Annotated in this window: 24 protein-coding genes and 1 tRNA gene; 18 read left to right on the top strand and 7 right to left on the bottom strand. The window is 68.1% G+C overall.

Translation table 11 applies throughout. From position 1 onward, the window contains the following. Nucleotide 1: 1 nt before the first annotated feature. Genes ftsH through ftsW form a run of 4 tightly spaced genes read left to right on the top strand, consistent with a single transcriptional unit; the run spans nt 2 to nt 5,186 of the window. The gene (gene ftsH / locus ML539_RS04380) at nt 2–1,918 is read left to right on the top strand and encodes an ATP-dependent zinc metalloprotease FtsH (protein WP_243321012.1); all 1,917 of its coding nucleotides are present in this window, start codon (nt 2–4) and stop codon (nt 1,916–1,918) included. Beyond that, nucleotides 1,915–2,730 (top strand): dihydropteroate synthase, encoded by an 816-nt coding sequence (gene folP, locus ML539_RS04375; protein WP_243321010.1) that lies wholly within the window; start codon nt 1,915–1,917, stop codon nt 2,728–2,730. Before ftsH ends, folP begins: the two co-directional genes overlap by 4 nt. A 9-nt stretch (nt 2,731–2,739) precedes the next feature. After that, the gene (glmM, locus tag ML539_RS04370) at nt 2,740–4,059 is read left to right on the top strand and encodes a hypothetical protein (protein WP_243321008.1); all 1,320 of its coding nucleotides are present in this window, start codon (nt 2,740–2,742) and stop codon (nt 4,057–4,059) included. An 8-nt stretch (nt 4,060–4,067) separates the two neighbouring features. Next, entirely contained in the window at nt 4,068–5,186 is a 1,119-nt protein-coding gene (gene ftsW / locus ML539_RS04365) for a putative lipid II flippase FtsW (RefSeq protein ID WP_243321005.1), read from the top strand. On the opposite strand, the gene ML539_RS04360 is transcribed toward ftsW, so the two are convergent. Next, nucleotides 5,178–6,299, bottom strand: coding sequence for a TIGR03936 family radical SAM-associated protein (locus tag ML539_RS04360; RefSeq protein ID WP_243321003.1), 1,122 nt, complete (start codon nt 6,297–6,299; stop codon nt 5,178–5,180). The genes ftsW and ML539_RS04360 overlap by 9 nt on opposite strands. A 305-nt stretch (nt 6,300–6,604) precedes the next feature. Here ML539_RS04360 and ML539_RS04355 point away from each other — a divergent pair, with 305 nt between their 5' ends. Beyond that, the gene (locus tag ML539_RS04355; protein WP_243321001.1) at nt 6,605–7,315 is read left to right on the top strand and encodes a lipopolysaccharide kinase InaA family protein; all 711 of its coding nucleotides are present in this window, start codon (nt 6,605–6,607) and stop codon (nt 7,313–7,315) included. Here ML539_RS04355 and ML539_RS04350 read toward each other — a convergent pair. Then, complete coding sequence (locus ML539_RS04350) at nt 7,290–7,868, bottom strand: peptidylprolyl isomerase (RefSeq protein ID WP_347710731.1); 579 nt, start codon at nt 7,866–7,868, stop codon at nt 7,290–7,292. The two genes, ML539_RS04355 and ML539_RS04350, sit on opposite strands and share 26 nt — an antisense overlap. Nucleotides 7,869–8,005: 137 nt before the next feature. On the opposite strand from ML539_RS04350, the gene ML539_RS04345 reads away from it, so the two are divergent. The 6 genes from ML539_RS04345 (at nt 8,006) to ML539_RS04320 (ending at nt 14,859) form a co-directional block, all read left to right on the top strand. After that, nucleotides 8,006–8,467 carry a (2Fe-2S)-binding protein gene (locus ML539_RS04345; protein ID WP_243320997.1) on the top strand — a complete coding sequence of 154 codons (462 nt, stop codon included), beginning with the start codon at nt 8,006–8,008 and terminating at the stop codon, nt 8,465–8,467. Continuing rightward, complete coding sequence (locus ML539_RS04340) at nt 8,464–10,611, top strand: molybdopterin cofactor-binding domain-containing protein (protein ID WP_243320995.1); 2,148 nt, start codon at nt 8,464–8,466, stop codon at nt 10,609–10,611. The genes ML539_RS04345 and ML539_RS04340 overlap by 4 nt, the downstream gene beginning before the upstream one ends. Nucleotides 10,612–10,680: 69 nt before the next feature. Further along, complete coding sequence (locus tag ML539_RS04335; RefSeq protein WP_243320993.1) at nt 10,681–11,154, top strand: (2Fe-2S)-binding protein; 474 nt, start codon at nt 10,681–10,683, stop codon at nt 11,152–11,154. Next, nucleotides 11,151–13,301 carry a xanthine dehydrogenase family protein molybdopterin-binding subunit gene (locus ML539_RS04330; RefSeq protein ID WP_243320991.1) on the top strand — a complete coding sequence of 717 codons (2,151 nt, stop codon included), beginning with the start codon at nt 11,151–11,153 and terminating at the stop codon, nt 13,299–13,301. Before ML539_RS04335 ends, ML539_RS04330 begins: the two co-directional genes overlap by 4 nt. Before the next feature lie 20 nt (nt 13,302–13,321). Further along, a complete protein-coding gene (locus ML539_RS04325) occupies nt 13,322–14,302 on the top strand; it encodes an XdhC/CoxI family protein (RefSeq protein ID WP_243320989.1) in 981 nt (326 codons plus the stop codon). After that, nucleotides 14,299–14,859 carry a nucleotidyltransferase family protein gene (locus ML539_RS04320; RefSeq protein WP_243320987.1) on the top strand — a complete coding sequence of 187 codons (561 nt, stop codon included), beginning with the start codon at nt 14,299–14,301 and terminating at the stop codon, nt 14,857–14,859. The genes ML539_RS04325 and ML539_RS04320 overlap by 4 nt, the downstream gene beginning before the upstream one ends. A gap of 237 nt (nt 14,860–15,096) precedes the next feature. Here the strand turns inward: ML539_RS04320 and ML539_RS04315 are convergent, their stop codons facing one another. Next, on the bottom strand, nt 15,097–15,495 hold the full coding sequence (locus ML539_RS04315) for a helix-turn-helix domain-containing protein (RefSeq protein WP_243293811.1): 399 nt from the start codon (nt 15,493–15,495) through the stop codon (nt 15,097–15,099). A 105-nt stretch (nt 15,496–15,600) separates the two neighbouring features. Here ML539_RS04315 and ML539_RS04310 point away from each other — a divergent pair, with 105 nt between their 5' ends. The 7 genes from ML539_RS04310 (at nt 15,601) to ML539_RS04280 (ending at nt 21,392) form a co-directional block, all read left to right on the top strand. Next, nucleotides 15,601–16,152, top strand: coding sequence for a flavodoxin family protein (locus ML539_RS04310; RefSeq protein WP_243320985.1), 552 nt, complete (start codon nt 15,601–15,603; stop codon nt 16,150–16,152). Between the two features lie 88 nt (nt 16,153–16,240). Beyond that, nucleotides 16,241–16,561: a thioredoxin gene (gene trxA, locus ML539_RS04305; protein ID WP_243320984.1), complete on the top strand. Its 321-nt coding sequence runs from the start codon at nt 16,241–16,243 to the stop codon at nt 16,559–16,561. Between the two features lie 32 nt (nt 16,562–16,593). After that, a complete protein-coding gene (locus ML539_RS04300) occupies nt 16,594–17,244 on the top strand; it encodes an NAD(P)H-dependent oxidoreductase (RefSeq protein ID WP_243320982.1) in 651 nt (216 codons plus the stop codon). A gap of 155 nt (nt 17,245–17,399) precedes the next feature. Beyond that, a complete protein-coding gene (locus ML539_RS04295) occupies nt 17,400–18,389 on the top strand; it encodes an aldo/keto reductase (RefSeq protein ID WP_243320980.1) in 990 nt (329 codons plus the stop codon). 23 nt (nt 18,390–18,412) lie between these two features. Beyond that, nucleotides 18,413–19,273, top strand: coding sequence for an MBL fold metallo-hydrolase (locus ML539_RS04290; RefSeq protein WP_243320978.1), 861 nt, complete (start codon nt 18,413–18,415; stop codon nt 19,271–19,273). Nucleotides 19,274–19,326: 53 nt separating this feature from the next. Further along, nucleotides 19,327–20,991 (top strand): urocanate hydratase, encoded by a 1,665-nt coding sequence (gene hutU, locus ML539_RS04285; RefSeq protein WP_243320976.1) that lies wholly within the window; start codon nt 19,327–19,329, stop codon nt 20,989–20,991. 2 nt (nt 20,992–20,993) lie between these two features. Then, complete coding sequence (locus tag ML539_RS04280) at nt 20,994–21,392, top strand: YchJ family protein (RefSeq protein WP_243320974.1); 399 nt, start codon at nt 20,994–20,996, stop codon at nt 21,390–21,392. 10 nt (nt 21,393–21,402) lie between these two features. Here ML539_RS04280 and ML539_RS04275 read toward each other — a convergent pair whose 3' ends face one another. From ML539_RS04275 to ML539_RS04260, 4 genes are all read right to left on the bottom strand, one after another. Then, nucleotides 21,403–21,552 (bottom strand): hypothetical protein, encoded by a 150-nt coding sequence (locus tag ML539_RS04275; protein WP_243320971.1) that lies wholly within the window; start codon nt 21,550–21,552, stop codon nt 21,403–21,405. Between the two features lie 414 nt (nt 21,553–21,966). Beyond that, nucleotides 21,967–22,042 (bottom strand) — tRNA-Thr (locus ML539_RS04270). A 40-nt stretch (nt 22,043–22,082) separates the two neighbouring features. Beyond that, the gene (locus tag ML539_RS04265) at nt 22,083–24,224 is read right to left on the bottom strand and encodes a prolyl oligopeptidase family serine peptidase (protein ID WP_243320969.1); all 2,142 of its coding nucleotides are present in this window, start codon (nt 24,222–24,224) and stop codon (nt 22,083–22,085) included. Between the two features lie 86 nt (nt 24,225–24,310). Continuing rightward, entirely contained in the window at nt 24,311–26,425 is a 2,115-nt protein-coding gene (locus ML539_RS04260; protein ID WP_243320967.1) for a prolyl oligopeptidase family serine peptidase, read from the bottom strand. Nucleotides 26,426–26,516: the final 91 nt, after the last annotated feature.

Genomic DNA, 26,516 nt, shown 5'->3' with positions numbered 1-26,516 from the left:
GATGAAGAGCGTGCTGGTCTGGCTGGGCATCATCGCCCTCTTGGTGCTGGCCTTCCGCCAGATCCCCCAGAACAGCCGCCAGATCGAGATCCCCTTCTCGACCTTCTACACCGAGGGCGTCAGCGGCAAGTACAAGTCCGTCACGCTCTCCGGCTTCGATGTCGAAGGCACCTACAAGCAGCCCGACAAGAACCCCAAGACTGGCGAGGTCATCGAGAAGTTCCGCACCGTGGCCCCCCCCATGCAGGACCTGGGCAAGGTCATCCTCAGCTGGAAGACCGAGGGTCAGCTCGATGAGTTCAAGGCCGCCAAGCCCAGCGAGAACAACTTCGCCTATGTGCTCATGTTCTGGGCGCCCCTGCTCGTCTTCGTGGTGCTCTGGTTCGTGTTCATGCGCCAGGCCCAGATGGGCGGCAACAAGGCCCTGAGCTTCGGCAAGGCCCGCGCCAAGGGCCTCTCCAGCAGCGCCAAGCGCGTTACCTTCGCCGACGTCGCCGGCTGCGACGAGGCCAAGGAGGAGCTGAAGGAGATCGTGGAGTTCCTGAAGGACCCCGCCAAATTCGTGAAGCTGGGGGGCAAGATCCCCAAAGGCGTCCTGCTCATGGGCCCTCCGGGGACCGGCAAGACCCTCCTGGCCCGCGCCATCGCCGGCGAGGCCAAGGTCCAGTTCTTCTCCATTTCGGGCTCGGACTTCGTGGAAATGTTCGTGGGCGTGGGCGCCAGCCGCGTGCGCGACCTCTTCGAGCAGGCCAAGAAGAGCGCCCCCTGCATCGTGTTCATCGATGAGATCGACGCTGTGGGCCGCCATCGCGGCGCCGGTCTGGGCGGAGGCCACGACGAGCGCGAGCAGACCCTGAACCAGCTGCTGGTGGAAATGGACGGCTTCGAGGGCAATGAGGGCGTCATCCTCATCGCCGCCACCAACCGCCCCGACGTGCTGGATCCCGCCCTGCTCCGCCCCGGCCGCTTCGACCGGCGCGTGGTGGTGGACCGCCCCGACGTGAAGGGCCGCCACGAGATCCTGAAGGTGCACACCACCGACAAGATCCCCCTCAGCCCGGACGTGGACCTGGAAGTCATCGCCCGCGGCACTCCCGGCTTTGCCGGCGCCGACCTGGCCAACCTCTGCAACGAGGCCGCCCTCACCGCCGCCCGCGGCAGCAAGAAGTGGGTCGAGATGATCGACTTCGAGAACGCCAAGGACAAGGTCTACATGGGCGCCGAGCGCCGCAGCCTGGTCATGACCGAGGCGGACAAGCGCATCACCGCCTACCACGAGGCTGGCCACACGGTCGTGGCCCACGTGGTGCCCGACAGCGACCCGCTCCACAAGGTCACCATCATCCCCCGGGGCCGCGCCCTGGGCGTCACCTGGCAGCTCCCGACCACGGACCGCTACAACACCACCCGCGACTACATGGAGAGCCGGATCGCCATCGCCATGGGCGGCCGCATCGCCGAGGAGATCTTCTTCAACCAGCTCAGCACCGGCGCCGCCAATGACATCCAGCAGGCCACCGAGATGGCCCGCTCCATGGTCACGGAGTACGGCATGAGCGATAAGCTGGGCCCGCTGAACTTCGGCGGCGGCCAGCACGAGGTCTTCCTGGGCCGCGACTTCGCCCAGCACCGGGAGATCTCCGAGGACACCGCCCGCCTCATCGATGTGGAGGTGCAGGAGTTCGTGCTGCGCAACTACCGCCGTGCCAAGGCCGCCATCGAGGCCCACCGCGACAAGCTGGTGGCCATCGCCGAGGCCCTCCTGGTGCGCGAGACCCTCGACGGCGAGGACATCGACATCCTCATGAAGGGCGGCACGCTGCCCCCGCCCAAGGGCGGCGGCACGCCGTCCGCCCCGGCCACCGTGGAGGGGCCAAAGACCGATCCCGGCCTGAACCCCGCCCTCAAGCCCGCGTGAAGTCCGCACCGTTTCAATGGGGACCGCTCCTGGAGGGTGGTCCCCTTTTCCTTGGCATCCTCAATCTGACGCCGGACTCCTTCAGCGACGGGGGACGCTACCTGGATCCCTCTGCGGCCCTGACCCAGGCCCGGCACCTCGTGGCCGCCGGGGCCCGCATGCTCGACCTGGGTGCCGAAAGCACCCGCCCCGGATCCGCCGTGGTGGACGCCACCACGGAATGGGGCCGCCTGGAGCCTGTCCTGGCGGCGCTGCGGGATGCTCTGCCGGACATTCCCCTCAGCCTGGACACCCGGCACGCCGCGGTGGCTGCGAAGGGCCTGGACGCAGGGATCGCCGTCATCAACGACGTGGCTGGCCTGGCCGACCCCGCCATGCTGGAGCTGGCCGCCGGCTCCGCCTGCGGCCTCATCGCCATGCGCAGCCGGTGCCAGGGCGAGGGCTTCCTCATGCCCCCCTATGATGATCCCGCCCCGAAGGACGCGTCCCTGGCCATCGCGGAGCTGATGGGGGTCCGAGACCGCTTGCGGGGCGCCGGCATCGCGGACCAGCGCGTATTGCTGGACCCCGGCTTCGGCTTTGGCACCACCTTCGCCGAGGACCTTGCCCTCTGGAACGCCCTCCCCCGGCTGCCGGAGGCGCTTGTGTGGTCCGCCGCACGAATGTGCATCGGCATCTCTCGCAAGCGGTTCCTGGTGGCCCGCGCCGGCATGTCCCTCGCCCCGGATCAACGGGACGGCCTCACGGCCGCCGCCCACGCCGAGGCTGCGGGGTGGGGATACAAAGTCTTCAGGACGCACGCCATCAGGTAAACTTCCGGCATGAGTCTCTGCTACTTCGGAACCGACGGCATCCGCGGGGTCGCCCTGCGCTCCCCCCTCACCCTGGAAGAGGTCTCCCGCTGGGGCGCCGCCTGGGCCCAGGTGGCCCGGAAAGCCGGCGTAAAGCGGATGGTGATCGGCTGGGATCCCAGGTCCAGCTCCGGCCCCATGTCCGAGGCTTTCATCCTGGGCCTCGGGATGGGCCTGAGGGTACTGGTCCTCGGCATGGTCCCGACCCCGGCCGTGGCCTGGACCGTGGCCCATCTGAGCGCGGAGGGCCCCAAGACCTGGGGTCTCATGATCTCCGCCAGCCACAATCCGCCGGAGGACAACGGCCTCAAGGGCTTCAATGAACTGGGCGAGAAGCTGGAGGAAGATCAGGAACAAGCCATCGAGGCCGCCTTCGAGGCCATCCCCGAGCCGACCACCATCTCGATCCCCCCGGAGCATCTGGATCTCGGGCCCTACCTGAGGCACCTGGGCGGCATTGACCTGCCCCGGAACTTCGGCGTGGTCATCGACTGCGCCCATGGAGCCACGGCGGAGGCGGCCCAGGAGCTCTTCCGGGGCCCTGCCATCGACTGGATCGGTGTGCCCGCCGATGGCCCTTCCATCAACGTGGGCGTGGGTTCCACGCATCTCAACGCCCTGTCCGCAGCCGTGGTGGCTCGCGGCGCCCAGCTGGGCATCGCCTTCGACGGTGACGGAGACCGCTGCCTGCTGGTGGATGGGCGGGGCGACCTGGTGGACGGCGACCAGATGGTATGGCTGCTCGCCCAGGACCGCAAAGCCAGCGGGGACGCGCCGCCAGGCGTGGTGGGCACCGTGATGACCAACGGGGGCCTTGCCCAGGCCCTGGCCAGTGCGGAGATCCCCTTCGTCCGCACCCCCGTGGGGGACAAGTTCCTGCTGCGGGAGATGGCCAAGCGAGGCTGGGATCTGGCCGCGGAGGCCTCGGGGCACCTCATCCAGAAGCGCGTGGGCCCCAGCGGTGACGGCATGGCCGCCGCCCTCGGCATCCTCCGCGCGCTCTTGCATCGGCCTGCGGATCGCCGCTGGGCCTGGGCCTTCCGCCCCTGGCCCCAGCGTCTGGTGAATGTGGTCGCCAGAGACCGCCGCGATGTGGCGGCCTGCACGGACCTGGTCGCCGCCATGGCCGCCATCGACGCCCGCTGGGGCGAAGGCGTGCGCCAGGTGGTGCGCTGGTCCGGGACGGAGCCCAAGCTCCGCCTCATGGTGGAAGCCCAGGAGACCGCCTGGGTGGACCAGGCCCTCCACGAGCTCGAGACCGCCGCCCGCCGCGACCTGGCTCTGGCCTAGGAGCGGACATGGCCCCGGATGTCCGCCGCCCCGTCGACCGCTGGCTGGTGCTGTTCGCACTCGCGCTGGTGGCGGTCGGCATGGTGTGGATCTACTCCGCCTCCGCCATCAAGGCTTCCCAGAACCACGCGGCGGCCACCGCCTTCCTGACCCGCCAGCTCATGGGCGGCGTCATCGGCATCGCCTTCATGCTGGCGCTCTCCCAGGTGGACCTGGCGCCGCTCCAAGACCATTCCCGCCCGCTCCAGATCACGTACGGGATCCTGGTGCTCCTGCTGGTGGCGGTGCTCCTCTTCGGCCCCAAGGTCAACGGCGCCCACCGCTGGATCCGCCTGGGGGCCATGAGCCTCCAACCCTCGGAGCTGTTCAAGCCCCTGTCGGTGCTCCTCGCCGCCGGTTGGATGGTGCGCCACCGCGAGGCCTGGTCGAGCCATCGCGACGCCCTGCCCAAGCTCCTGGGCCTGGCCGGCATCATGCTGGTTCCTCTGGCTCTCATCCTGCGCGAGCCTGACTTCGGGACCTCGTTCCTCATTGTCTTCGTGACGTTGATGGTGGTCTTCCTCGGCGGTGCTCCGAAGTGGATCTTCGCCGTGGCCATCCCCGTCCTGGGCGCGCTGGGAACCGCCTTCGTGGTGCTGTCGCCCTACCGCCTGGCCCGGGTGACGAGCTTCCTCAATCCCTCGGCGGACCCTCTCGGCAAGGGGCATCAGGCGCTCCAGAGCCTTGTGGCTGTCGGCAACGGCGGCTTCATGGGCGTGGGGCTCGGCGGCGGCAAGCAGAAGCTCTTCTTTCTTCCCGAGGCGCACACGGATTTCATCTACGCGGTGATCGCCGAGGAAGCCGGCCTGATCGGGACTGTGGCGATCCTGGCGCTCTTCCTCGCGATCCTCTGGCGCGGCCACCGCATCGCCCGGCGCGTGAACGACCCGTTCCTGAAGTTGTGCGCCATGGGCTTTGTACTGCTGCTGGTGGTGCAGGCTCTGATGAACATGAGCGTGGTGCTGTCCCTGGCCCCCAACAAAGGCATCCCCCTGCCCTTCATATCCTTCGGCCCCAACAGCCTCATCGCCAGCCTGGTCTGCCTGGGGCTCCTGCTGGCCATCAGCAAGGAGGCCGGTTCAGCCTAGCTGGATCGGCTCGTCATCATCCTCATCCACCAGGATGATGTTGGAGCCGCCGCCGAGCAGCACCGCGTCCTCGTACATGTTCTTGAGCTTGGGCTCGAAACGGTCTGCCTGGGCCAGGCGCGGGTCGGGCTTCAGGTCCAGGGCCAGGCGCACGAGACCGCGGAGCGCGGCCGTTTCGAGCCCCAGGATCGCCGCATGGATCTTCAGGGGGTTGCCTGCTTCGGAGCTCCTGGTGCGGGTCGTGCTTACGAGAACGTCTCCCTCCCATCGCAGTTCCATCACGAGCGGCCGCAGATTCAACGGCTTGACCTGCTTGCGGCCCTCGATCCGCCCCTCTTTCTCCCAGAGCCATTCCGTCGCGGACAAGAAGCCCCTGGTCCGCTGCCTGGCGCCGTTCGCCAGGTCCGCGGGACAGGTCCAGCGCCAATGGGAAGCCTCGGCCAAGTCTGCCAACGACGAAGCGTAGGGGGGATGGGGCTCCCAGCGGTGGATCCGCAGGCCTTCTGGAAGGCGGTTGTTCAGGGCTGACATCAGAGCCTCGGGCGAACCGGAGGGTTCCACCCGGAGGACCACCGCCGCCCATTCGCAGAGCCCACCAGCCCCTGAGGGAAGCGGCAGTTCGAGATGCAGCGCTGGGCGGGGCCGCTTGCCAAGATCCAACGCCAACCGGATTCCCTCGAGGCGGAAGGCCTGGAGGAGAAGCGCATGCACCTCGCCCTCATCGAAATCGATGGCCTCGCCCTCTTTCGCATAGCCCACACGCACGCAGGCGCGCCGGGTGTCCAGCTGCCACGTCGCTTCGCGCCGCTTCTGGGACCGGGACGCCAGAGGCGCCAGGAGCGCGGAGATCTGCTGGAAGGATTGCGGGTCTGCAAGGTGGCGATCGGCGCGAACCAGGCAGGCCCCTTCTTCGATCAGGTCCTCTTCCACCAAAGATTGGATGAGGGCCGCCGGGTCGGCGTGCTTTCCGCGCAAGGCGTCCTGAAGGGCCCGCAGAGCGGCTGGTTCGCGGCTGGCTGATCCCTGCTCCATGGCGGCCAGAAGCGCCGAGAGACGGGCCTGCCGGGCCAAGGCCTCTGCGGGGATGGAGGGATGGTGAGTGCGCGCGTCCACGACTCCAGAATAGTGACGCCGAACCGGATGCGCCGATGAAACCCCACTTGGATGGGCGTGCAGAAATCGAGAAAGAATTCACCTCGTTACCGAGAAGAGGTGTTGGGATTTCCACATCCTTTGTGGGAAGCGCGACTGCAATCCGGAAGAATTCCTTCCATCTCAAGCCACTTGGGTCCGTGCTGATTTTTGGTGGCAGGTTCCCGCCTGCGGCGGCAGTTGACAGCTGTCGTCGGACTCGTTCCAACGAACATTCGGACACACCCTTTGCCTTCCGCCTGCGGACCCGCCAAGCTGGAATCCACATGATCCATGACCCTTACATCGTCCCTCCCCTGCCGGCCTCCTGGCCGTACGAACCCGGCAAGCCGCTCAAGCCGCTGGGCTGCCGCGTCAACCTCGACCTGCCCGGTCTGGGCGGTGGCTGGCGCATCTGCACGCCGGGCGGGCAGCTCATCACAGGCGAGGCCGTTCCCCTGGAAGGCGCCTTCGGCCGCGGGGGTATCCTGCGCGTCGGCGACCTCGTGATGCGCCCCTACCGCCGCGGCGGCCTCCTGCGCCACTTGAACGAGCGGACCTACCGCACCCACCTTCGGTTCGCCGCGGAGCACGCGGTCCACCGCGGCCTCTGGGAGGCCGGCTTCCCCACCGTCGAGCCGCTCGGCTATGCCTGGCGCCCCAGCGGTCTCGGAGTGGAAGGCGTGCTCTTCACGCGGTTGGCCGAAGGCGATGCCTGGCCGCGCCGGTGGGACTTGAGCCTCGAACGGGCCGGGGACATCCGGCGTGCCATCGCCGCCCTCGGCGAATGGGGCCTGTGGTCGCCCGATCTGAACGCCACCAACATCCTCCTGCCTCCCGGCGGCGGAGCCCTGGTCCTCGATTGGGATCGGGCCCAGTTCGAGCCCTCAGGCACCGACCTGCAGCCCCGCTACCGCCGACGGCTCGAACGCAGCCTCCAGAAGCTGAATGCGCCTGCGGAGGCCCTGGCCGTCATTGGATCTGCACCGCTTCCTTGATGAGCACCGGCTTCACGGGCAGGTTCAGGAAGTCGCTGCGCTTGTTGCTGGTCTTGACGGCCTTGATGCGATCCACCACGTCCATGCCCTTGATGACCCGGCCGAACACGCAGTAGCCCCATGTCTTGTCGTTGGCCTTGCCCTTGAAGTCCAGCGAGGGGTTGTTCACCACGTTGATGAAGAACTCCGCGGCGGCGCTGTGGGGATCCGGCGTCCGCGCCATGGCCACGGTGCCCCGCTTGTTCTTGAGCCCCGCCGCCAGGGCACGGTCGGCCTCATTGGGGATGGAGGCATCCGTGCGCTTCTTCCCGAGGTAGTCCACGTAGCCGCCGCCCTGGATCATGAACCCTGGAATGACGCGGTGGAAGATCGTGCCGTTGTACTGGCCCTTCCTCACGTACTTCAGGAAGTTCTCCACGGTGCGGGGCGCCGCCTGCGGCTCCAGCTCCATGACGATCACGCCCATGGACGTGGTGAGCTTCACCTGGGGCTTGGGGCCCGCGCTCAGGGCCATGGCGGCGAAGGACAGGAGGGCGGCGATCAAAGGTCGCATCGGGGATTCTCCAGGGGGGGTTCTCCAGCATAGCGTCACCTCTCCCCTGGTGCGCCAGAGGACAGACCCACCGTTGCAGGCAGATCGCCGGCGGCGTAGGGTGGAAGCCTCGCCACACGATATTTGAGGGAGCTGCCATGCCCGCCACCCAGCTCACCGTGAACGGCCGCGCCCGGACCGTGGACGCCGACACCGACACGCCGCTTCTCTGGGTCCTCCGGGACAACCTCGGGCTCACCGGCACCAAGTTCGGGTGCGGCCAGGGCGTCTGCGGCGCCTGCACGGTGCACCTGGACGGCCAGGCCGTGAAGTCCTGCCAGACGAGCCTGAAGGAGGCTGCCGGTCGCAGCGTCGTCACGGTGGAGGGCCTGTCGAAGGATCGCTCCCATCCCGTGCAGAAGGCCTGGATCGCCGAGGACGTGGCCCAATGCGGCTACTGCCAGCCGGGCATGATCATGACCGCCGCGGCCCTGCTCAAGCGCAAGGCCCATCCCACAGACCACGACATCGACGAGGCCTTCGCCGACCACATCTGCCGCTGCGGAACCTACCCCCGCATCCGCAAAGCCGTGAAGCGCGCCGCCGGAGGTGTGCAATGACCAGCCGGCGCGACTTCCTGAAGGTGACCGGCGCCGCGGGCGCGGGACTCGTGCTCGGACTCCACCTCGAAGCCAGACCCCGGTCTGGAGAGACCACCAAAACCGCCTTCCACCCCAACGCCTTCCTCACCATCCGTCCGGATGGCACGGCGCAGATCACCGTCCCCAAGACGGAGATGGGCCAGGGCGTGCGCACGGCCCTGCCCCTGGCCGTGGCCGAGGAACTGGACCTCGACTGGTCGAAGGTCGAGGTCGTCACCGGCCAGCCCGGCCCGGAGTTCAAGTCCATGCAGACCGGCGGAAGCACCAGCGTGAGCACCACCTGGACGCCCCTGCGCAAAGCCGGAGCAGCCGCCCGCGAGATGCTCAAGGCCGCCGCGGCCGCCCGGTGGAAGGTGGGAACCGCCCAGTGCCGCACCGAGAGAGGATTCGTGCTTGGGCCTGACGGGCAGAAGCTCGGCTATGGCGACCTCGCCGGAGCCGCGGCGAAGCTGCCTGTGCCGAAGGACGCCCCTCTGAAGAAAGCCGCGGACTACCGCCTGGTCGGCAAGCGCACGCCCCGATTCGACGGCCCAGCCATCGTCACCGGCAAGGCCATCTTCGGCCTGGATGTGCGCCGCCCGGGCCAGCGCTTCGCCGCTGTGTTGCGCTGCGCCGTGATCGGAGGGCAGCCGAAGGCCTGGGATGATGCCAAGGCCAAGGCCGTGCGGGGCGTGAAGGCCGTGGTGAAGGTGCCCACGGGCCTGGCCGTGATCGCGGACAGCACCTGGGCCGCCTTCAAGGGCCGGGACGCCCTGGCCGCCACGACCACCTGGGAAGAGGGAGCCGCGCGGGATTTCAGTTCCTCTGCACTCGCGGCCAAGATGAAAGCCGCCCTCACGGGCCCCGCCGACGACGCCCGCCGCGAAGGTGATCCCGCCAAGGTCCTGGCCGCAGCCGCCAAGGTGCTGGAGGCGGAGTACAGCTTCCCCTACCAGGCCCACGCCACTGTGGAGCCCATGAACGCCACGACTGCCCTGAGCGAGGGCGCGGCTGAGATGTGGATGGGCAGCCAGTCGCCGAACCGGGCTCAGGAGCGGGCCGCGGCCACCTTGGGGCTCAAGCCAGAGCAGCTGAAGGTGAATGTCGCCCTCATCGGCGGCGGCTTCGGGCGCCGGCTCGGCACAGACTTCAGCACCGAGGCCGCCCAGGTGGCCAAGGCCGCCGGCGGCGGGCCCATCCAGGTGGTGTGGGACCGGGAGGACGACCTCCGCCATGACCTGCACCACCCCGCGACGCTCCACCGCCTGCGGGCGGGGATCGACGGCGCGGGTGCCCTCGCGGCCTGGACCCACCGCATCGCCGGTCCCGCCGTGCTGCGCTCCTGGACCGGAGGCCAGAAGGCACCTTCGCAAGCCACCACGGAGACCAACGGCGCCTACGACATCCCCTACGCCATCCCTGCCGTCGCCGTGGACTTCGCGGAGGTCGAGGCGCCCACGCCCCTGGGATGGTGGCGCGGCATCCAGATCGTGCCCAACGTCTTCGCCCGGGAGTGCTTCCTGGACGAAGTGGCCCACGCGCTCGGAAAGGACCCGCTCCGCTTCCGACTTGATCTGCTCGGCAATCGGGGCATCGTCAAATTCGGCCGGGACAAGGCCGACATCCGTCGCCTGAAGAAGGTGCTGGAGGTGGCCGCCGCCAAGGCCGGCTGGGGCCGGAAGCTGCCCGCGGGCCGCGGCCTGGGCCTCGCCTGCCACGCCTACGACGGCCGCACCTACGCCGCCGAGGTGGCGGAGGTCTCCGTGGTGAAGGGCCGGCTCAAGGTCCACAAGGTCACCTGCGCCGTGGACTGCGGCCTGGTGGTGAACCCGTCAGGCCTCGAGTCCCAGGTGGAGGGCGGCATCGCCTTCGGCCTCTCCGCGTTGTTCTCTCAGATCACCTGGGAGAAGGGCCGCACGGTGCAGACGGGCTATCACGACTTCCCCGTGCTCCGCCTGGCGGACATGCCTGTGGTCGAGACCCATGTGATCCCCAGCGCCGAGGCCCCATCCGGCATGGGCGAACCCCCGGTGCCGGTGGCCATCCCAGCGGTGCTGAACGCGGTCTTCGCGGCCACTGGGAAACGGATCAGGAAAGTTCCCATTGAAGATGGATTGATCTAGTTTTTCATATCGCACCCTCGCTGGAGAAAGGGCGTAGCATGGGGGCCGCCATCCCAGATGGAGGTGCCCATGGCGGAGTACACCCTCTCGGTCAACGGCCAGTCCCATACGGTCGAAGCCTCCCCGGACATGCCCCTGCTGTGGGTGCTCCGCGACCGCATCAAGCTCACGGGCACCAAGTTCGGGTGCGGGCAGGGCCTCTGCGGCGCCTGCACCGTCCACCTGGGCGGGGAGGCCGTGCGGTCCTGCGTGACGCCGGTGAGCGACGTCGGCACCAAGCGCATCACCACCATCGAGGGCCTGGACCCTCACAGCGCCCACCCCCTTCAGAAGGCCTGGATCGAGGTGGACGTCGCCCAGTGCGGCTACTGCCAGACGGGCCAGATCATGACCGCCGCGGCCCTCCTGGCCAGGCATCCCAAGCCCACGGACCGGGACATCGACCAGGCCATGGGCGAGAACGTCTGCCGCTGCGGCACCTACCTGCGGATCCGCGAGGCCATCCACCGGGCCGCAGGCCAGCGGAAGGAGGTGGCCCCATGAGCACCACCCGCCGTGACTTCCTCAAGACCACCGGCGCCCTGACCCTGGCCTTCGCCCTGCCTGTGCGGCTGAAAGGCGCGGCGGCGCAGCCCACGGAATCCGCCTTCCAGCCCAGCGGCATGCTCCGCATCGACCCGGACGGCTCCGTCACCATCTGGGCCACGCGCACGGAAATGGGCCAAGGCGTCCGCACCAGCATGGCCATGGCCATCGCCGAAGAGCTTGAGGCGGACTGGTCCCGCGTGAAGATCCTCCAGGCCTCCACCGCACCGAGGTTCGGCGACCTCGGCGTCACCGGCGGCAGCCAGACCACCCTCTCCACCACCCAGGCCCTGCGCAAGGTGGGCGCCCAGGCCCGGGAGATGCTTCTCCAGGCCGGCGCGGACACCTGGGGCGTGGCCAAGTCCGAGTGCCTTGCCCGGGGCGGCCACATCCAGCACCCGCCCACGAAGCGGAGCCTGGCCTATGGCGAGCTGGCGGCCCGCGCCGGCAAGCTTACGCCACCGCCGGAGCCGCCGCTGAAGGCGCCCAAGGACTTCCGGATCCTCGGCAAGGATGCACGGCGCCTGGACGGCCCCGACATCGTGGCCGGAAAAGCCCAGTTCACCACGGACCTGCACCTGCCTGGCATGCTCGTGGCCAGCATCGAGCGCTGCCCGGTGTTCGGCGGGAAGGTGAAGTCCTTCGACGCCTCGGCCGCCCGGAAGGTGCCCGGCGTGAAGCAGGTGCTGGAGGTGCCCAGCGGCGTGGCCGTATTCGGCGAGGACACCTGGGCGGCCTTCGCGGGTCGCGAGGCCCTGAAGGTCCAGTGGGACGAGGGGCCGGCCGCCAAGATGGACAGTGCCTCCATCCGCAGGCAGTACGAGGAACGGCTCAAGACGCCCGGCAAGGTGGTGCGCCAGGCCGGTGATGCCGCCCAGGCCCTGCCGAAGGCCGCCAAGCGCATCAAGGCCACCTACGACGCGCCCTTCCTGGCCCACGCGACCATGGAGCCCATGGTCGCCGTGGCCGACGTGAAGCCTGGCCGCTGCATGATCTGGGCGCCCACCCAGGCCCCGGGCATGGCCCTGCCCGCCGTCGAACAGATCACCGGCCTGAAGGCCGACCAGATCGAGATCCAGGTCATGCTGGCGGGCGGCGGCTTCGGCCGCCGGGCCATGGCGGACTTCATCGCGGACGCCGTGGCCTGCTCCAAGGCCGTCGGCGCCCCCGTGAAGGTGCAGTGGACGAGACCCGACGATTTCCGGCACGACGGCTACCGCCCTGCCACGCTGCACGAACTGGAGGCGGGCCTGGACGCCCAGGGGCGGCCCTTGGCCTGGATGCACCGGTTCGTGGGGCCTTCCATCGCCGCCTCGAACCACTTCCCCTGGCCACCGGAGGCCACCGAGCTGGCGGGCGCAGCGGACCTGGCCTACGACATTCCGAACTTGCACGTGGAGTGGGGCCAGAGCGACACGCCCGTGCCCATCTGGTTCTGGCGCGCCGTGCCCGCCAGCTTCAATCCCTTCGTCACCGAGTGCTTCCTGGATGAGCTGGCCCACGCGGCCGGCAAGGACCCCCTGGCCTTCCGGCTGGCGCACTTGCCGAAGGCCCCCCTGAAGCTGGGCCAGCACACCTTCGATCCCGCCCGCTACCGCGCCGTGCTGGAGCTGGCCGCGGCCAAGGCCGGGTGGCGCACCCGCAAGCTGCCCAAGGGCCGGGGCCGAGGCATCGCGGCGCACGCCTACCTGGACTGCGGCACCTATGTGGCCCAGGTGGCGGAGGTGGAAGCCAAGGCGGGCGGCGGCATCCGCGTCCATCGCGTGGTCTGCGCCGTGGACTGCGGCATGACGCTGAACCCGGGGAACGTGAAGGCTCAGATGGAGGGCGGCATCGCCTTCGGTCTCAGCGCGGCCCTCTACGACGAGATCACCCTCAAGGATGGCCGCGTGACCGCCGACAGCTTCTCGGACCATCCGATCCTCCTGCTCCCGTCCATGCCCAAGGTGGAGGTCCACATCGTGCCCAGCGAACTGCCGCCGGGTGGCGTGGGCGAGCCGGGCCTGCCGCCACTGGCGCCCGCCGTGGCCAACGCGGTGTTCGCGGCCACCGGCATGCGCCTGCGCAGCCTGCCACTCCTTCCCCCGGCGCTGCGCAAGGCCTGATCGCAGGGCATAATCCCCTCATGCACAAGGAACTCCAGGACATCCTGGCGCTCGTCCGGGGCCGCGGAACGCCCGTGGCCCTGGCCACGCTGGTCCGCGTCGAAGGCTCCAGCTACCGCCGCCCCGGCTCCCGGCTTCTGACTGATGGCGAGCGGATCCTGCGCGGCTCCCTCAGCGGCGGTTGCCTCGAAGGCGAGGTCATGGCCCGCGCCCGGGAGGCCCTTGCCGACAGCCAACCCCGCCTGCTCCGCTACGACCTGCGGGGCGACGCGGATCTGGTCTGGGGCAGCGGCAGCGGCTGCGAGGGCCTGCTGGACATCCTGGTGGAACGCCTCGATCCCGCCACGCCACCCGAGTGGCTGGCCTGGGTCGAGCGGGCCCTCGGCTCGCGAACCCATCTCACCCTCCACACCGACCTGACTCCCGATCACTTGGGTATGCGCAGCATCTCCAACCAGCCGGACGCGCCGACATCCGGCTTCACCGAGACCTTCACCCCGGCGATCGCCCTTTGGATCCTGGGCGCCAGCGACGACAGCCGGCCCCTGGTGCGGATGGCCAAGGAGCTGGGCTGGCGGGTGGGCCTGCTGGATCACCGGCCCGCTTTCGCCCGGCCTGAGCGCTTCCCCGAGGCGGACGCCGTTCTCTCGGGCCATCCGGCCCAGCGGATCCCTGGGCTGGGACTGGACGCGCGCAGCGCGGTGGTCCTCATGACCCACAATTACTTGAAGGATCTGGAGGCCCTGCGCGCGCTGGCGGCTTCAGGAGCCAGCTATCTCGGCCTCATGGGCAGCCGAGCCCGTAGCGCGAAGATCCGCGAGGAGCTCGCCGCGGAAGGCATCTTCCCTGGAGACCGCCTGCACAGCCCTGTGGGCCTGGACCTGGGCGCGGAGGATCCCGAAACCATCGCCCTTGCGGTGCTGGCTGAGATCCAGGCCTCCTTCCGAGGTCGGACCGGCAACTCCTTGCGCGCCACGCGCACCACGGTATCGGCCCCGTGACCGCAGCCATCATCCTCGCCGCGGGCGAGGGCCGCCGCATGGGCCGCCCCAAGGCCCTGCTGCCCTACGAGGGAGAGACGCTCCTCCGCCGCGCCACCCGGACCGCCCTGGAAGCCGGATGCAGCCCGGTGATCGCCGTGGTGGGCGATTGGAACCCGGGGCTCGAGGGTCTCGATGTGCTGCCCGTCATCAACCCTGAGGCCGCGGAAGGCATGGCCAGTTCCATCCGGACGGGCATCGCCGCCCTCCCGCCGAAGACCCCGGCCGTCCTGATCCTCACGGTGGACCAGCCTGCTGTGGACACCTTCCTTCTGCGCCGCCTCCTGGCCCTGGCCGCCACCGACCCCGACCGTCCCGCCGCCTGCGCCTACGCGGGCACCCTCGGCATCCCGGCGGTGCTGCCCCGGCGCTGCTTCCCCGACCTACTCGCGCTGCGCGGAGACGTAGGCGCCAAGGCCATCCTCCTGCGGGAAGCCGCGCAAGGCCTCCCCTTCTCCGAAGGCGCCCGCGACCTGGACTTCCCCGAGGACCTTCCCCCGGACAGCATCAGGCGCTGAGGGCGGGCTCTGCCCGACCGAGGCGCGGGGGCCCGGGGGGACATCGCGAGCGAAGCGAGCAGGCGGTCCCCCCGGACAGCATCAGGCGCTGAGGGCGGGCTCTGCCCGACCGAGGCGCGGGGGCCCGGGGGGACATCGCGAGCGAAGCGAGCAGGCCTCCGCCTGGCGCCTCGCTCCCGCGAGGCTCCTGCTTCCGCTACGCGGCTCGCAGAGGCGGAGCCTCCCCCCCGGACAGCATCAGGCGCTGAGCGGGGGCTTCTTCTGCAGGTGGTCGTAACGCTTGCGCGCCTGCTCCAGCTCGGACAGGTGGGTGCCGGCCCACTCGCACAGGGCACCGAGGGGTCCGATCAGCGTGTGACCCAGCTTTGTCAGCTCGTACTCCGTGCGGGGCGGCACCTCTGGATAGACATGCCGGGACACGAGTCCGTCCCGCTCGAGCTTCCGGAGAGTCTGGGTGAGCATCTTCTGGCTGATGCCGCCCACCTGGCGGTGCAGGTCGCCGTAGCGCTGCTTCCCCTTCGCCAGCAGGTAGATGAGCAGGGTGGTCCACTTGTCCGCGATGAGATCCAGCGCTTGGCGCGTGGGGCATTGGGCGCTCAGGACGTTGGGTTCGAGGGAGCAGGCTTTACGAACCATGGGGTTCCTACCTTCCGAAATAGTGCCTACTTTCTTTTGGAATGTAAGCTTCCTAAGTTTGGGTCACGGGCCGATTGAATGCAATCGTCCAGATAGGAGCCAAAGATGACCCAGATCTCCATCGTGTTCCACAGCGGCTACGGCCACACCAAGGTGCTGGCCGAGCAGGTCAAGGCCGGTGCTGAGACCGTGCCAGGCGCCAAGGCCACGCTCATCCCCGTCGAGGACATCGAGGCGCACTGGGGGGACCTGGAGGCGGCGGACGCCATCGTCTTCGGCAGCCCCACCTACATGGGCAACGTGAGCGGCCCCTTCAAGACCTTCATGGACGCCAGCTCCAAGCCTTGGTACGAGCGCAAGTGGAAGGACAAGCTGGCGGCCGGGTTCACCATCAGCGGCAGCCCCAGCGGCGACAAGCTGAACACCCTCCAGTCGCTGATGATCTTCGCCATGCAGCACGGCATGGTGTGGATCGGCACGGCGGACCTCCCCGGCAGCGAGGAGGGCATCAACCGGCTGGGCAGCTTCAGCGGCCTCATGGCCCAGGCCGGCCAGGTGGCCCCTGAGGTCGAGCCCAACGAGGCGGACCGCAGGAGCGCGATGCGCCTGGGCCAGCGCCTGGCCGAGGCCTCCGTGCGCTGGGCCAAGGGTGCCTGACGAAGGCCACGGCGAGGCTGAAGCGATTGTCATGACCGGGAACCCCTCCAGATCCGTTAACCTGGAGGGGTTCCGCAGGAGCCTCCGAATGTCCGATCTCATCCAGCACCTGACCGACCAGACCTTCACCGAGGGCGTCGCCCATGGCTACACGGTGGTGGACTTCTGGGCCCCCTGGTGCGCACCCTGCCGCGAGCTGGCTCCCCTCACCGAGACTCTGGCCGCGGAGCTCGCGGGCAAGGTCCGTTTCGCCAAGCTGAACGTGGACGATTTCACTCCCCTCTCCGAGCAGTACGACGTCCTCAGCATGCCGACCCTGGTGATCTTCAAGGATGGCGAACCGATCGACCGGATCGTGGGCTCCATGCCCATCGACCAGCTGCGGGCCCGTATCCAGCGGTCCATCTGAAGCTCATTCCCACATCTGAATCCGAGGTAACCGTGAGCATCATTCCCGGCGACAGCCTGCTCCAACAGCTGAACTGGCGCTACGCCACCAAGAAGTTCGACCCTGCCAGGAAGATCTCTCCCGCGGACTGGGCGAGCCTCGAAGAGGCCCTGATCCTTACGCCTTCCAGCTACGGCCTCCAACCCTGGAAGTTCATCGTGGTCACTGACCCGGCCCTCAAGGCCAAGCTGCGCCCCGCCTCCTGGAACCAGTCCCAGGTCGAGGACTGCAGCCACCTGGTGGTCCTCACCGCCAAGCAGGACATCACCGAAGCCGATGTGGACCGCTTCGTGGCCCGCATCGCCGAGGTGCGTGGCGTCTCCACCGAGAGTCTGGCCGGCTACAAGGGCTACATGGTGGGCGACCTGGTGAAGGGTCCCCGCCACGCCGTCATCCAGGAATGGGCCGCCCGTCAGACCTACATCGCCATGGGCAACCTGCTGACCGCCGCCGCCCTGCTGGGCGTGGACGCCTGCCCCTTCGAGGGCATCGAGCCCGCCAAATACGATGAGATCCTGGGCCTCAAGGGCAGCGGCTACACCACCATCAGCGCTTGCCCCCTGGGCTACCGGGCGGCGGACGACAAGTACGCCGCCACCCCCAAGGTCCGGTTCGAAGCCAAGGACGTCGTCGAACATCGCTGAGCGGGCAGACCAAAGCACGCGCAGAGGGTAGCTGGGAGGACGGAGGCCGCAGAGGCGAAGGAAAATCCTTCCTCTGCGGCCTCCGCCTTCTCATTCTTTTCTTTGCGAGAGTATTTCGTCCTCGTGGCTTCCACTGGCATCCAAGGAGCAGCCCTATGCTGACCCGCACACTCGGAACCCAAGGACTCACGGTGTCCGCCCTGGGCCTCGGCTGCATGGGCATGTCGGACTTCTACGGCCATCGAGATGATGCCGAATCCACCGCCACCCTCCGCCACGCCGTGGACCGGGGCGTCACCCTCTTCGACACGGCCGATGTGTACGGCCCCCACACCAATGAGGTCCTGGTGGGCAGGGCCCTGGCTCCGGTGCGGGACAAGGTGGTCATCGCCACCAAGTTCGGCATCGTGCGCGACCCGGCCAATCCCGCGGCTCGGGGCGTCTGCGGGCGTCCCGACTACGTCCGCAGCTCATGCGACGCCAGCCTGAAGCGCCTGGGCGTGGAGATCATCGACCTCTACTACCAGCACCGGCAGGATCCCGAGGTTCCCGTGGAGGACACCGTCGGCGCCATGGCAGAGCTCGTGAAGGCCGGGAAGGTCCGCTTCCTGGGCCTGTCCGAGGTGAGCCCCGCCACCCTGCGCCGGGCCCACGCGGTGCACCCCATCAGCGCCGTGCAGTCCGAGTATTCGCTGTGGACCCGCGATCCCGAAGGCGGGCTGATCCAGGCATGCCGGGAGCTGGGTGTGGGTCTTGTGCCCTACAGCCCCCTGGGCCGCGGCTTCCTCACGGGCCAGATCAAGCGCTTCGAGGACTTCGAGCCGGACGACTACCGCCGGGACTCGCCCCGCTTCCAGGGGGAGAACTTCCAGAAGAACCTGGACCTGGTGGCCCGCCTCCAGGACATGGCGGCCGCCCGGGGCTGCACGGCCTCCCAGCTGGCCCTGGCCTGGGTGCTGGGCCAGGGGGGCGATGTCGTGCCCATCCCCGGCACCAAGCGACGGGATCGCCTGGACGAGAACCTGGGAGCCCTGGACCACGTGCTCTGCCCCGGCGAGCTCGTGGAACTCGGCGGCCTCTTCCCTCCGGGCGCCGCCGCGGGGGCCCGCTACCCCGAATCGATGATGCATCTGGTGGGCCGCTAGCATCCAAGGACACGGGAGGCGCCATGGCCCGCCGTACGGATGTCCCAGCTGACAATGTCCCAGGCCCCTTTTTCGTGGACCGCACCTGCATCGACTGCGGCACCTGCTATCAGTTCGCCCCAGAGACCTTCGAGGGCGGTGAGGACCGCGCGCGGGTGCACGCGCAGCCCGGCGATGCCCAGGCGCGCCTGCGGGCCGCCATGGCCCTGGTGGCCTGCCCGGTGGGGTCCATCGGGACGGACGACCGGACCGATGTCCCCGCGGCGACGAGGGCCTTCCCGCACCCTGTGGCGGAGGGCGTCTATTTCTGCGGCTACACCAGCGAGAAGAGCTTCGGCGCCTGGAGCTACCTGATCCGGCGGCCCGGGGGCAATGTGCTGGTGGATTCCCCCCGGGCCTCCGAGCCGCTCATGAAGAACCTGGAGACCCTGGGTGGCGTCGCAACCATGGTCCTCAGCCACCGGGATGATGTGGCCGACCATGCGGCCTACCACGCCCGGTTCCAGTGCGAACGGATCATGCACGTGGCGGACGGCTTCACCGGACTGGAGCACCCGGTGGACGGCGACGAGCCCATCCTGCTGGCAGAGGACCTCCTCCTCATCCCCACCCCGGGCCACACGGCCGGGAGCGTGTGCCTGCTGCACCGGGACATCCTCTTCACCGGCGACCACCTCTGGTGGAACCCGGTCCAGGGGCGCCTCTCGGCCTCGCGCACCTACAATTGGCACAGCTGGGCGCAACAGCTTGACAGTCTGCAAAGGCTGCTCGCCTTCGAGTTCACCTGGGTGCTGCCGGGGCACGGGAGCATCCACCACGCAAATTCCCCGGCGGCCATGCGGGCCGATCTGCAACGGGCCCTGGCTCTCCTCCGCCGGTCTTGATCGCCGTCCCGGGCGGGCCGTGGGAAACTAGGGGCCCTCCGTCGGAGTCCCCCATGACCACCGCATCCGAAGCCCCCGTCCTTTCCGCGCCCCGCGGCACCCACCTGCACTGCAAGGGCTGGGTGCAGGAGGCGGCCCTGCGGATGCTCATGAACAACCTGGATCCCGAGGTGGCCGAGCGCCCCGAGGACCTGGTGGTCTATGGCGGCCTGGGCAAGGCGGCCCGCAATTGGGACTGCTTCCATGCCATTGTGAAGGAGCTGAAGCACCTGAACGATGACGAGACGCTGCTGGTGCAGAGCGGGAAGCCCGTGGGCGTGGTGAAGACCCACCCCGATGCGCCCCGCATCCTCATCGCGAACTCCAATCTGGTGCCCAAGTGGGCCACCTGGGAGCACTTCCGCGAGCTCGACCAGAAGGGCCTGATGATGTACGGCCAGATGACCGCCGGGAGCTGGATCTACATCGGCAGCCAGGGCATCGTGCAGGGCACCTACGAGACCTTCGCCGAGGCGGCCCGCCAGCACTTCAAGGGCACGCTGGCCGGCACCTGGACGCTGACCGCCGGCCTGGGCGGCATGGGCGGCGCCCAGCCCCTGGCCGTCACCATGAACGGCGGCGTCGCCCTCTGCGTGGAAGTGGACCAGACCCGGATCCAGAAGCGCCTGGACACCCGCTACCTGGACGAGTGGACGGACAACCTCGACACCGCCCTGGCGCTGGTCCAGCAGTACGTGGACGCCCACGAGGCCCGCAGCATCGGGCTGCTGGGGAACGCCGCCGAGGTGCTGCCCGAGATCCTGAAGCGCGGCTTCCAGCCGGACCTCGTCACCGACCAGACCAGTGCCCACGACGAGTACAACGGCTACATCCCCGCGGGCCTCAGCCTGGAGCAGGCCGCCGCGATGCGGAAGGACCAGCCGGAGGCCTACGTGCAGCGGGCGCTCCAGTCCATGCGTACCCACGTGGAGGCCATGATCGAGTTCCAGCGCCGCGGCGCGATCACCTTCGACTACGGCAACAACATCCGTGCCCAGGCCCAGCGCGCCGGCTGCGGGAACGCCTTCGCCTTCCCGGGGTTCGTGCCCGCCTTCATCCGGCCGCTCTTCTGCAAAGGCATCGGCCCCTTCCGATGGGCGGCGCTCTCGGGTGATCCCGAGGACATCGCGGTCACCGATGCCGCCATGATGGAGCTGTTCCCCCAGAACGAGGGGATGATCCGCTGGCTGAAGGCCGCCAAGGAGAAGATCGCCTTCCAGGGCCTGCCCGCGCGCATCTGCTGGATCGGCGCCGGCGAGCGCCACCTGGCCGGCCTCAAGTTCAACGAGTTGGTAAGGACCGGCAAGGTGAAGGCGCCCATCGTCATCGGCCGCGATCACCTGGACAGCGGCAGCGTGGCCAGCCCCAACCGCGAGACCGAGGCCATGAAGGACGGCTCCGATGCCGTCAGCGACTGGCCGTTGCTGAACGCCATGACCGCTGTGGGCGGAGGCGCCTCCTGGGTGAGCTTCCACCACGGCGGCGGCGTGGGCATGGGCTACAGCCAGCACAGCGGCGTGGTCATCGTGGCCGACGGCACCGAGCGCGCCGACCGCTGCATCGCCCGAGTCCTCTGGAACGACCCCGCCATGGGCGTCTTCCGCCACGCCGACGCCGGCTACGGCACCGCCCGCGACCACGCCGAAGCCATCGGCCTGCACATCCCCATGAAGGGCTGACCATGTCCCGTCCCTGCCCCTGCACGTCCAAAAAGCCCTATGACCGCTGCTGCGGCCCCTTCCATGCGGGCACGGCCGCGCCGGAGACGGCGGAGGCCCTGATGCGCTCCCGCTTTTCCGCCTACGCCCTTGGCAAGGTGGACTACCTCATCGCCACCCGACCCGAGGCCAACCGGGCTGAGGAGAACCGCGACGAGCTGCTGCAGTACTGCAAGTCCGTGAGCTGCGTGGGGCTCAAGATCATCAGCAGGGAGAAGGGCGCCAAGGGCGATGACACCGGCGTAGTCACCTTCCACGCCAGCCTCCAGTCCAACGGACGCCGCACCCTCCACATCGAGACCAGCACCTTCGCCCGGGAGAACGGCCGCTGGGTGTACGTCGACGGGGTCGTGAAGTCCTAGGACCCGCCGTTCAGAAGACAACCAGGGTGCGAGTGCGCAGCTTGTGCACCAGCAGGCCCACCGGGATGAAGAAGATCCGGAGCGCGGGGCTGTGCCGACGACGGTCGTCTCGAGAGCGCAGGGCACGTCGCTCGGTTCCGGCTTCGCGATCGTAATTCAAGGGACTCTGACTGATCCGTCGATTCATCTTCGGGTCCCCTCCCGGCTAGAAATATACGGCAAGAAGGTAGGGTCCGCCCTAAATCGCTTCCATCACATCGGATTTGCCGGGTTGTGGGCCAGATCGGGTTCGAAAAAGGGTGTCGGCAAACCAGCCGGATTCGGACTGCGTCTGGCTTCGCCAGCTGACAGTCCCGCTCTGGGGTTGAGAAGGGGCGCCGACCCACTCTCGCGGGATTCGAACCGCACCCGGCTTCGCCGGGTGCCGGCCTTCTGCGGCGCGACATCTAGTCGCGCCTCGGGCGGTCCCACTCGACCCAAGATCCTCGCGGCGCATGCGCCGCGAGGGCAGGTTCGAATCCCGAAGGTATTACTCCAGAGAAAAGAGCCCCCCGCTCGGGGGGGCCCTTTTCTCTGGAGCCAACTACAGGATTCGAACCTGCGACCTGCTGATTACGAATCAGCTGCTCTACCAGCTGAGCTAAGTTGGCGCTGGCCTCCCAGTTTGCCCTGGGAGGCCGCTGGAATCAACTACTGGAGGAAGCCAGAGGGCAGCTTCATGTGGAGGTTCTTGACGAGAAAGGCCCACAGGTCGGCGCGCTCGGCGATGAGCTTGCGGGTGGGCTTGCCGGCGCCGTGGCCCGCGTTGGTCTCGATGCGGGTGAGGACGGGGGCGGAGCCGGCCTGGTCGGCCTGGAGGGTGGCGATGAACTTGTGGCTGTGGGCGGGCACCACGCGGTCGTCGTGGTCGCCTGTGGTCACAAGCGTCGGGGGGTACTTCACGCCGGGCTTCAGGTTGTGGAGTGGCGAGTACTTGATGAGGTTGGCGAAACCCTCCGGCGTGTCGCTGGACATGTAGTCGCTCTTCCACATCCACCCGATGGTGAAGGTGTGGTACCGCAGCATGTCCATGACGCCAACGGCGGGCAGGGCGGCGCCGAAGAGATCCGGGCGCTGCGTCATGCAGGCGCCCACCAGCAGGCCGCCGTTGGAACCGCCTTGGATGGCGAGCCGGGGGGTGCTGGTGTACTTCTGCGAGATGAGCCACTCGGCGGCGGCGATGAAGTCGTCGAAGACGTTCTGCTTCTTCTCCCGCTTGCCGGCTTCCCACCATTCCTTACCGTACTCGCTGCCACCCCGGAGGCAGGCCACGGCGTAGACGCCGCCCATCTCCATCCAGACCTGTGAAATGGGCGAGTAGCCGGGAGACTGGGCGATGTTGAAGCCGCCGTAGGCGTAGAGGAGCGTGGGGTTGGTGCCATCCAGCTTCAGCCCCTTCTTGTAGGCGAGGAACATCGGCACTTTCGTTCCGTCCTTGCTGGGATAGAAGACTTCCTTCACCTCGTACTCGGCGGGCTTGATGTCCACCTTGGGCTGGCGGAACACCGTGCTCTTGCCGGTCTTCAGGTCGTAGCGGTAGAGCGTGGGCGGCTGGTTGTAGGAGGTGAAGGTGTAGAAGGTCTCGGTGTCCTGGCGGCGGCCGTTGAAGCCGCTGAGGTTGCCCAGCCCCTCCGGCTTGATCTCCTTGAGGAACCGGCCCTTCAGGTCATAGAGCTTCACCACGTTGAGGGCATCCACCTTCCAGGTGATGGCCAGGGTATTGCCGAACAGATCGGCTCCCGCCAGGACGTCCCGGCCCTTCCCTTCAGGGACGATGGCTCGCCAGGCCTTCGGGCTCGGGTCCTTCAATTCCACGGCCACGATGCGATGGCGCGGCGCGCCGGCGTCGGTGTGCACGTAGAACGTATCGCCGTCATTGCCAAGGATGGAATAGGATCCGTCGTACTTGTCGAAGAGCGGCACGACGGGACTGCCGGCCTTGCGGAGGTCTTTCAGGAAGACGCGGTTCTTCCGCTCAGTGCCCTGGCGCTGAAAGATGACGAGCCAGTGGCCGTCGTCGGTGACCTGCGCGCCGAAGCCCCAGTCCGGCTGATCGGGACGCTCGTAGACCACCGCGTCCTTCCCGGCGGGATCGCCCAGCTTGTGGAAGAACAGCTTCTGGTTCTTGTAGACGGCGGTCAGGGCCTTGCCGGCCGCCACTTTGGGATAATCGGTGTAGTAGAACCCGCTGCCGTCCTTGGCCCAGTCGTTGACAGCCATGCGCCCGGCCGGGAAGGCATCCAGAAGGTCCGCGCCCGTGGCCACGGTGCGAACTTTCCAGGTGCTCACGTCGGAGCCGCCCTTGGACAGGCTGTAGGCCACGAAGGCGCCGTCCTCGCTGAAGCGCAACCCACCCAGGGCCACGGTGCCGTCCTGGCTCAGGGCATTGGGATCGAAGAGCACGCGGCCTTTCTCCTCCAGCCGCTCCGTGAGGTAGACCACGGCCTGGTTCTGGAGGCCGGAGTTGTAGGAGTAGACGTAGTACTTCCCGTGCTTGCTGGGCGCGCCGTACTTCTCGTAGTTCCAGAGGCGGGTCATCCGGGCCTCGATGGCCTTCCGCTCGGGGATCTGGTCGAGGTAGGCCCGCGTGACCTTGTTCTCGGCCTCCACCCAGGCCGCGGTCTCGGCGGAGTGGTCATCCTCCAGCCAGCGGTAGGGGTCGGCCACCTTGGTGCCGAAGTAGTTGTCCACCACGTCCGCCTTGCGGGTGGCGGGATAAGTCAACGGCGCCTGGGCCATGAGGGCGGTCGCCGCCAGGGCCAGCGCGCACGCGCGGGATCGGATGCAGGTCATCTGGGAACCTCCGGGAACATGGGGAGGTCCCCAGGATACATCGTAACACTATGTTTGCACCGGAAAACGCTATCGGGAAGGGTGGATCAAGGGGTCTTCAAGCCCAGGTTCTTCACCAAGAAGGCCAGCACATCGGCCCGCTCTTCGATGACCTTGGCCGTGGGCTTGCCTGCGCCATGTCCCGCGCTGGTCTCGATGCGGGTGAGGATGGGCGCCGGTCCCGCCTGCGCGGCCTGGAGCGTGGCCGTGAACTTGTGGCTGTGGGCAGGCACCACGCGGTCATCGTGATCGCCCGTGGTGACGAGCGTCGGCGGGTACTTCGTGCCGGGCTTGATGGTGTGCAGGGGCGAGTATTTCATGAGGGTCTCGAAGCCCTCCTTGGTCTCGCTGCTGCCGTAGTCGCTCTTCCAGCCCCAGCCGAGGGTGAACTTGTGGAAGCGCAGCATGTCCATGACGCCCACTTCCGGCACCGCGGCGCCGAAGAGGTCCGGTCGCTGGGTGAGGCAGGCGCCCACCAACAGGCCGCCATTGCTGCCGCCGTTGATGGCCAGCTTCGGCGTGGAGGTGATCTTGTGGGCGATGAGCCACTCGGCCGCGGCGATGAAGTCATCGAAGACGTTCTGCTTCTTGTCTTTGCGGCCTGCGTCGTACCACTCGAGGCCGTACTCCCCGCCGCCGCGGAGGTTCGGCATGGCGTAGACCCCGCCCATCTCCAGCCAGACCATGCGCGAGACGGAGAAGGCAGGCGTCAGCGACACGTTGAAGCCGCCGTAGCCGTACAGCAGGGTCGGGTTCTGGCCGTCGAGCTTGATCCCCCTCTTGTGCACCAGGAACATGGGGATCTTCGTGCCGTCCTTGCTGGGGTAGAAAACCTGCTCCACCTCGTAGTCCGCGGGCTTGAAGGCCACCTTCGGCGCTCGGAAGACGGTGCTCTTGGCGGTCTTCAGGTCCAGGCGGTAGATGGTTCCGGGGTAGGCGAAGCTGCCGAAGGTGTAGAAGGTCTCGGTGTCCTGCCGCCTCCCGCTGAAGCCGGTGACCGTTCCCAGGGTGGGCAGGGCCAGCGCGCCGGCCTTCTTCCCCTTCATGTCATAGAACTCCACGGCGGAATGGGCATCGCGCATCCAGGTGGCGATGAAGCGATTCCCCACGAGGGAGACGGATTCCAGGACATCCCGGCCCTTGGCCTGGGGAATGATCTCGGTCCAGCTCGCGGGCTCAGTCTGGCCCTTCCGGATGGCCACCAGGCGGTTGCGGGGCGCCCCCTGGTTGGTGACGACGAAGAAGCGGTCACCCTCGTTGTCGACCACGCCGTAGGAGGCGTCCATGCGGTCCAGGAAGGGCTCCACGGGGCTGCCGGGCTTCGTGAGGTCCTTGAGAAACAGGCTGGTCTCGGGGTTGGTGCCCTTGTTCCCGGTGATGACGAGCCAGCGACCGTCGTCCGTGACAGTGCCGCCGAGGTACCACTCGGGCTGATCCGGGCGCTGGTAGATGAGCGCGTCCTCGGACTGGGGTGTACCGAGCTTGTGGAAGTACAGCAGGTGGTTGTTGTTCACGCCCGTGAGCGCTCCGCCTTCCTTTGGGGCCTCGTAGCGGCTGTAGAAGAAGCCGGTGCCATCCTTCAGCCAGGAGGCGCCGCTGGCCTTGGACCAGCGGATCTCATCGGAGAGATCCTTCCCGGTGGCCACGTCCCGCACCTTCCAGGTCTGCCAGTCCGAGCCGGCCACGGAGACGGAATAGGCCATGAGGCCCCCATCCTCGGTGAAGCTCGCGCCGCTGAGGGCCACCGTGCCGTCCTTGCTCAGGGTGTTGGGATCAAGGAGCACCCTTCCCTTCGCCTTGGGGTCCTCCGTCACGTACAGGACCGACTGGTTCTGGAGGCCGGTGTTGTAGGAGTAGAAATAGCGACCGCCGCGCTTGAAGGGGGCGCTGAACTTCTCGAAGTCCCAGAGGCGGGTCATGCGCTCCCGGATCGTCGCCCGCTGGGGAATCTGGGCGAGGTAGGCGAAGGTGACCTTGTTCTGGGCCTCCACCCAGGCCTTGGTCTCGGCGCTGTTGTCGTCCTCCAGCCAGCGGTAGGGATCGGCCACCTTGGTGCCGAAGAAATCATCCACGACGTCGCCTTTCCGTGTGGGCGGATAGGTCAGGGGGGTCTGGGCGGACAAGGCGGTGGTGATGGCAAGAGCCATGGGGAGGATCCTCATGCGGTGGTCTCCAAACGGGCTGACATTCTCCCACCAACGAAAGGCCCATTCCCAGCCGTGCATGGCCGGCCGCTTGGTGGTAGGCTCCGGC

The organism is Geothrix sp. SG200, assembly GCF_022808935.1.
Classification (GTDB): domain Bacteria; phylum Acidobacteriota; class Holophagae; order Holophagales; family Holophagaceae; genus Geothrix; species Geothrix alkalitolerans.
The sequence above is the reverse complement of the archived record's forward strand: the minus strand, read 5'-3'. Positions and strand labels throughout refer to the sequence as shown.

What these genes read in the sequence shown, in the direction of transcription:
- ML539_RS04290 (WP_243320978.1), top strand. Translation starts at nt 18,413, where the DNA reads ATGGCCCGCCGTACGGATGTCCCAGCTGACAATGTCCCAGGCCCCTTT.
- ftsH (WP_243321012.1), top strand. Translation starts at nt 2, where the DNA reads ATGAAGAGCGTGCTGGTCTGGCTGGGCATCATCGCCCTCTTGGTGCTG.
- ML539_RS04280 (WP_243320974.1), top strand. Translation starts at nt 20,994, where the DNA reads ATGTCCCGTCCCTGCCCCTGCACGTCCAAAAAGCCCTATGACCGCTGC.
- hutU (WP_243320976.1), top strand. Translation starts at nt 19,327, where the DNA reads ATGACCACCGCATCCGAAGCCCCCGTCCTTTCCGCGCCCCGCGGCACC.
- trxA (WP_243320984.1), top strand. Translation starts at nt 16,241, where the DNA reads ATGTCCGATCTCATCCAGCACCTGACCGACCAGACCTTCACCGAGGGC.
- ML539_RS04335 (WP_243320993.1), top strand. Translation starts at nt 10,681, where the DNA reads ATGGCGGAGTACACCCTCTCGGTCAACGGCCAGTCCCATACGGTCGAA.
- ftsW (WP_243321005.1), top strand. Translation starts at nt 4,068, where the DNA reads ATGGCCCCGGATGTCCGCCGCCCCGTCGACCGCTGGCTGGTGCTGTTC.
- glmM (WP_243321008.1), top strand. Translation starts at nt 2,740, where the DNA reads ATGAGTCTCTGCTACTTCGGAACCGACGGCATCCGCGGGGTCGCCCTG.
- ML539_RS04295 (WP_243320980.1), top strand. Translation starts at nt 17,400, where the DNA reads ATGCTGACCCGCACACTCGGAACCCAAGGACTCACGGTGTCCGCCCTG.
- ML539_RS04345 (WP_243320997.1), top strand. Translation starts at nt 8,006, where the DNA reads ATGCCCGCCACCCAGCTCACCGTGAACGGCCGCGCCCGGACCGTGGAC.
- ML539_RS04260 (WP_243320967.1), bottom strand. Translation starts at nt 26,425, where the DNA reads ATGAGGATCCTCCCCATGGCTCTTGCCATCACCACCGCCTTGTCCGCC.
- ML539_RS04350 (WP_347710731.1), bottom strand. Translation starts at nt 7,868, where the DNA reads ATGCGACCTTTGATCGCCGCCCTCCTGTCCTTCGCCGCCATGGCCCTG.
- ML539_RS04265 (WP_243320969.1), bottom strand. Translation starts at nt 24,224, where the DNA reads ATGACCTGCATCCGATCCCGCGCGTGCGCGCTGGCCCTGGCGGCGACC.
- ML539_RS04325 (WP_243320989.1), top strand. Translation starts at nt 13,322, where the DNA reads ATGCACAAGGAACTCCAGGACATCCTGGCGCTCGTCCGGGGCCGCGGA.
- ML539_RS04315 (WP_243293811.1), bottom strand. Translation starts at nt 15,495, where the DNA reads ATGGTTCGTAAAGCCTGCTCCCTCGAACCCAACGTCCTGAGCGCCCAA.
- ML539_RS04330 (WP_243320991.1), top strand. Translation starts at nt 11,151, where the DNA reads ATGAGCACCACCCGCCGTGACTTCCTCAAGACCACCGGCGCCCTGACC.
- ML539_RS04310 (WP_243320985.1), top strand. Translation starts at nt 15,601, where the DNA reads ATGACCCAGATCTCCATCGTGTTCCACAGCGGCTACGGCCACACCAAG.
- ML539_RS04340 (WP_243320995.1), top strand. Translation starts at nt 8,464, where the DNA reads ATGACCAGCCGGCGCGACTTCCTGAAGGTGACCGGCGCCGCGGGCGCG.
- ML539_RS04355 (WP_243321001.1), top strand. Translation starts at nt 6,605, where the DNA reads ATGATCCATGACCCTTACATCGTCCCTCCCCTGCCGGCCTCCTGGCCG.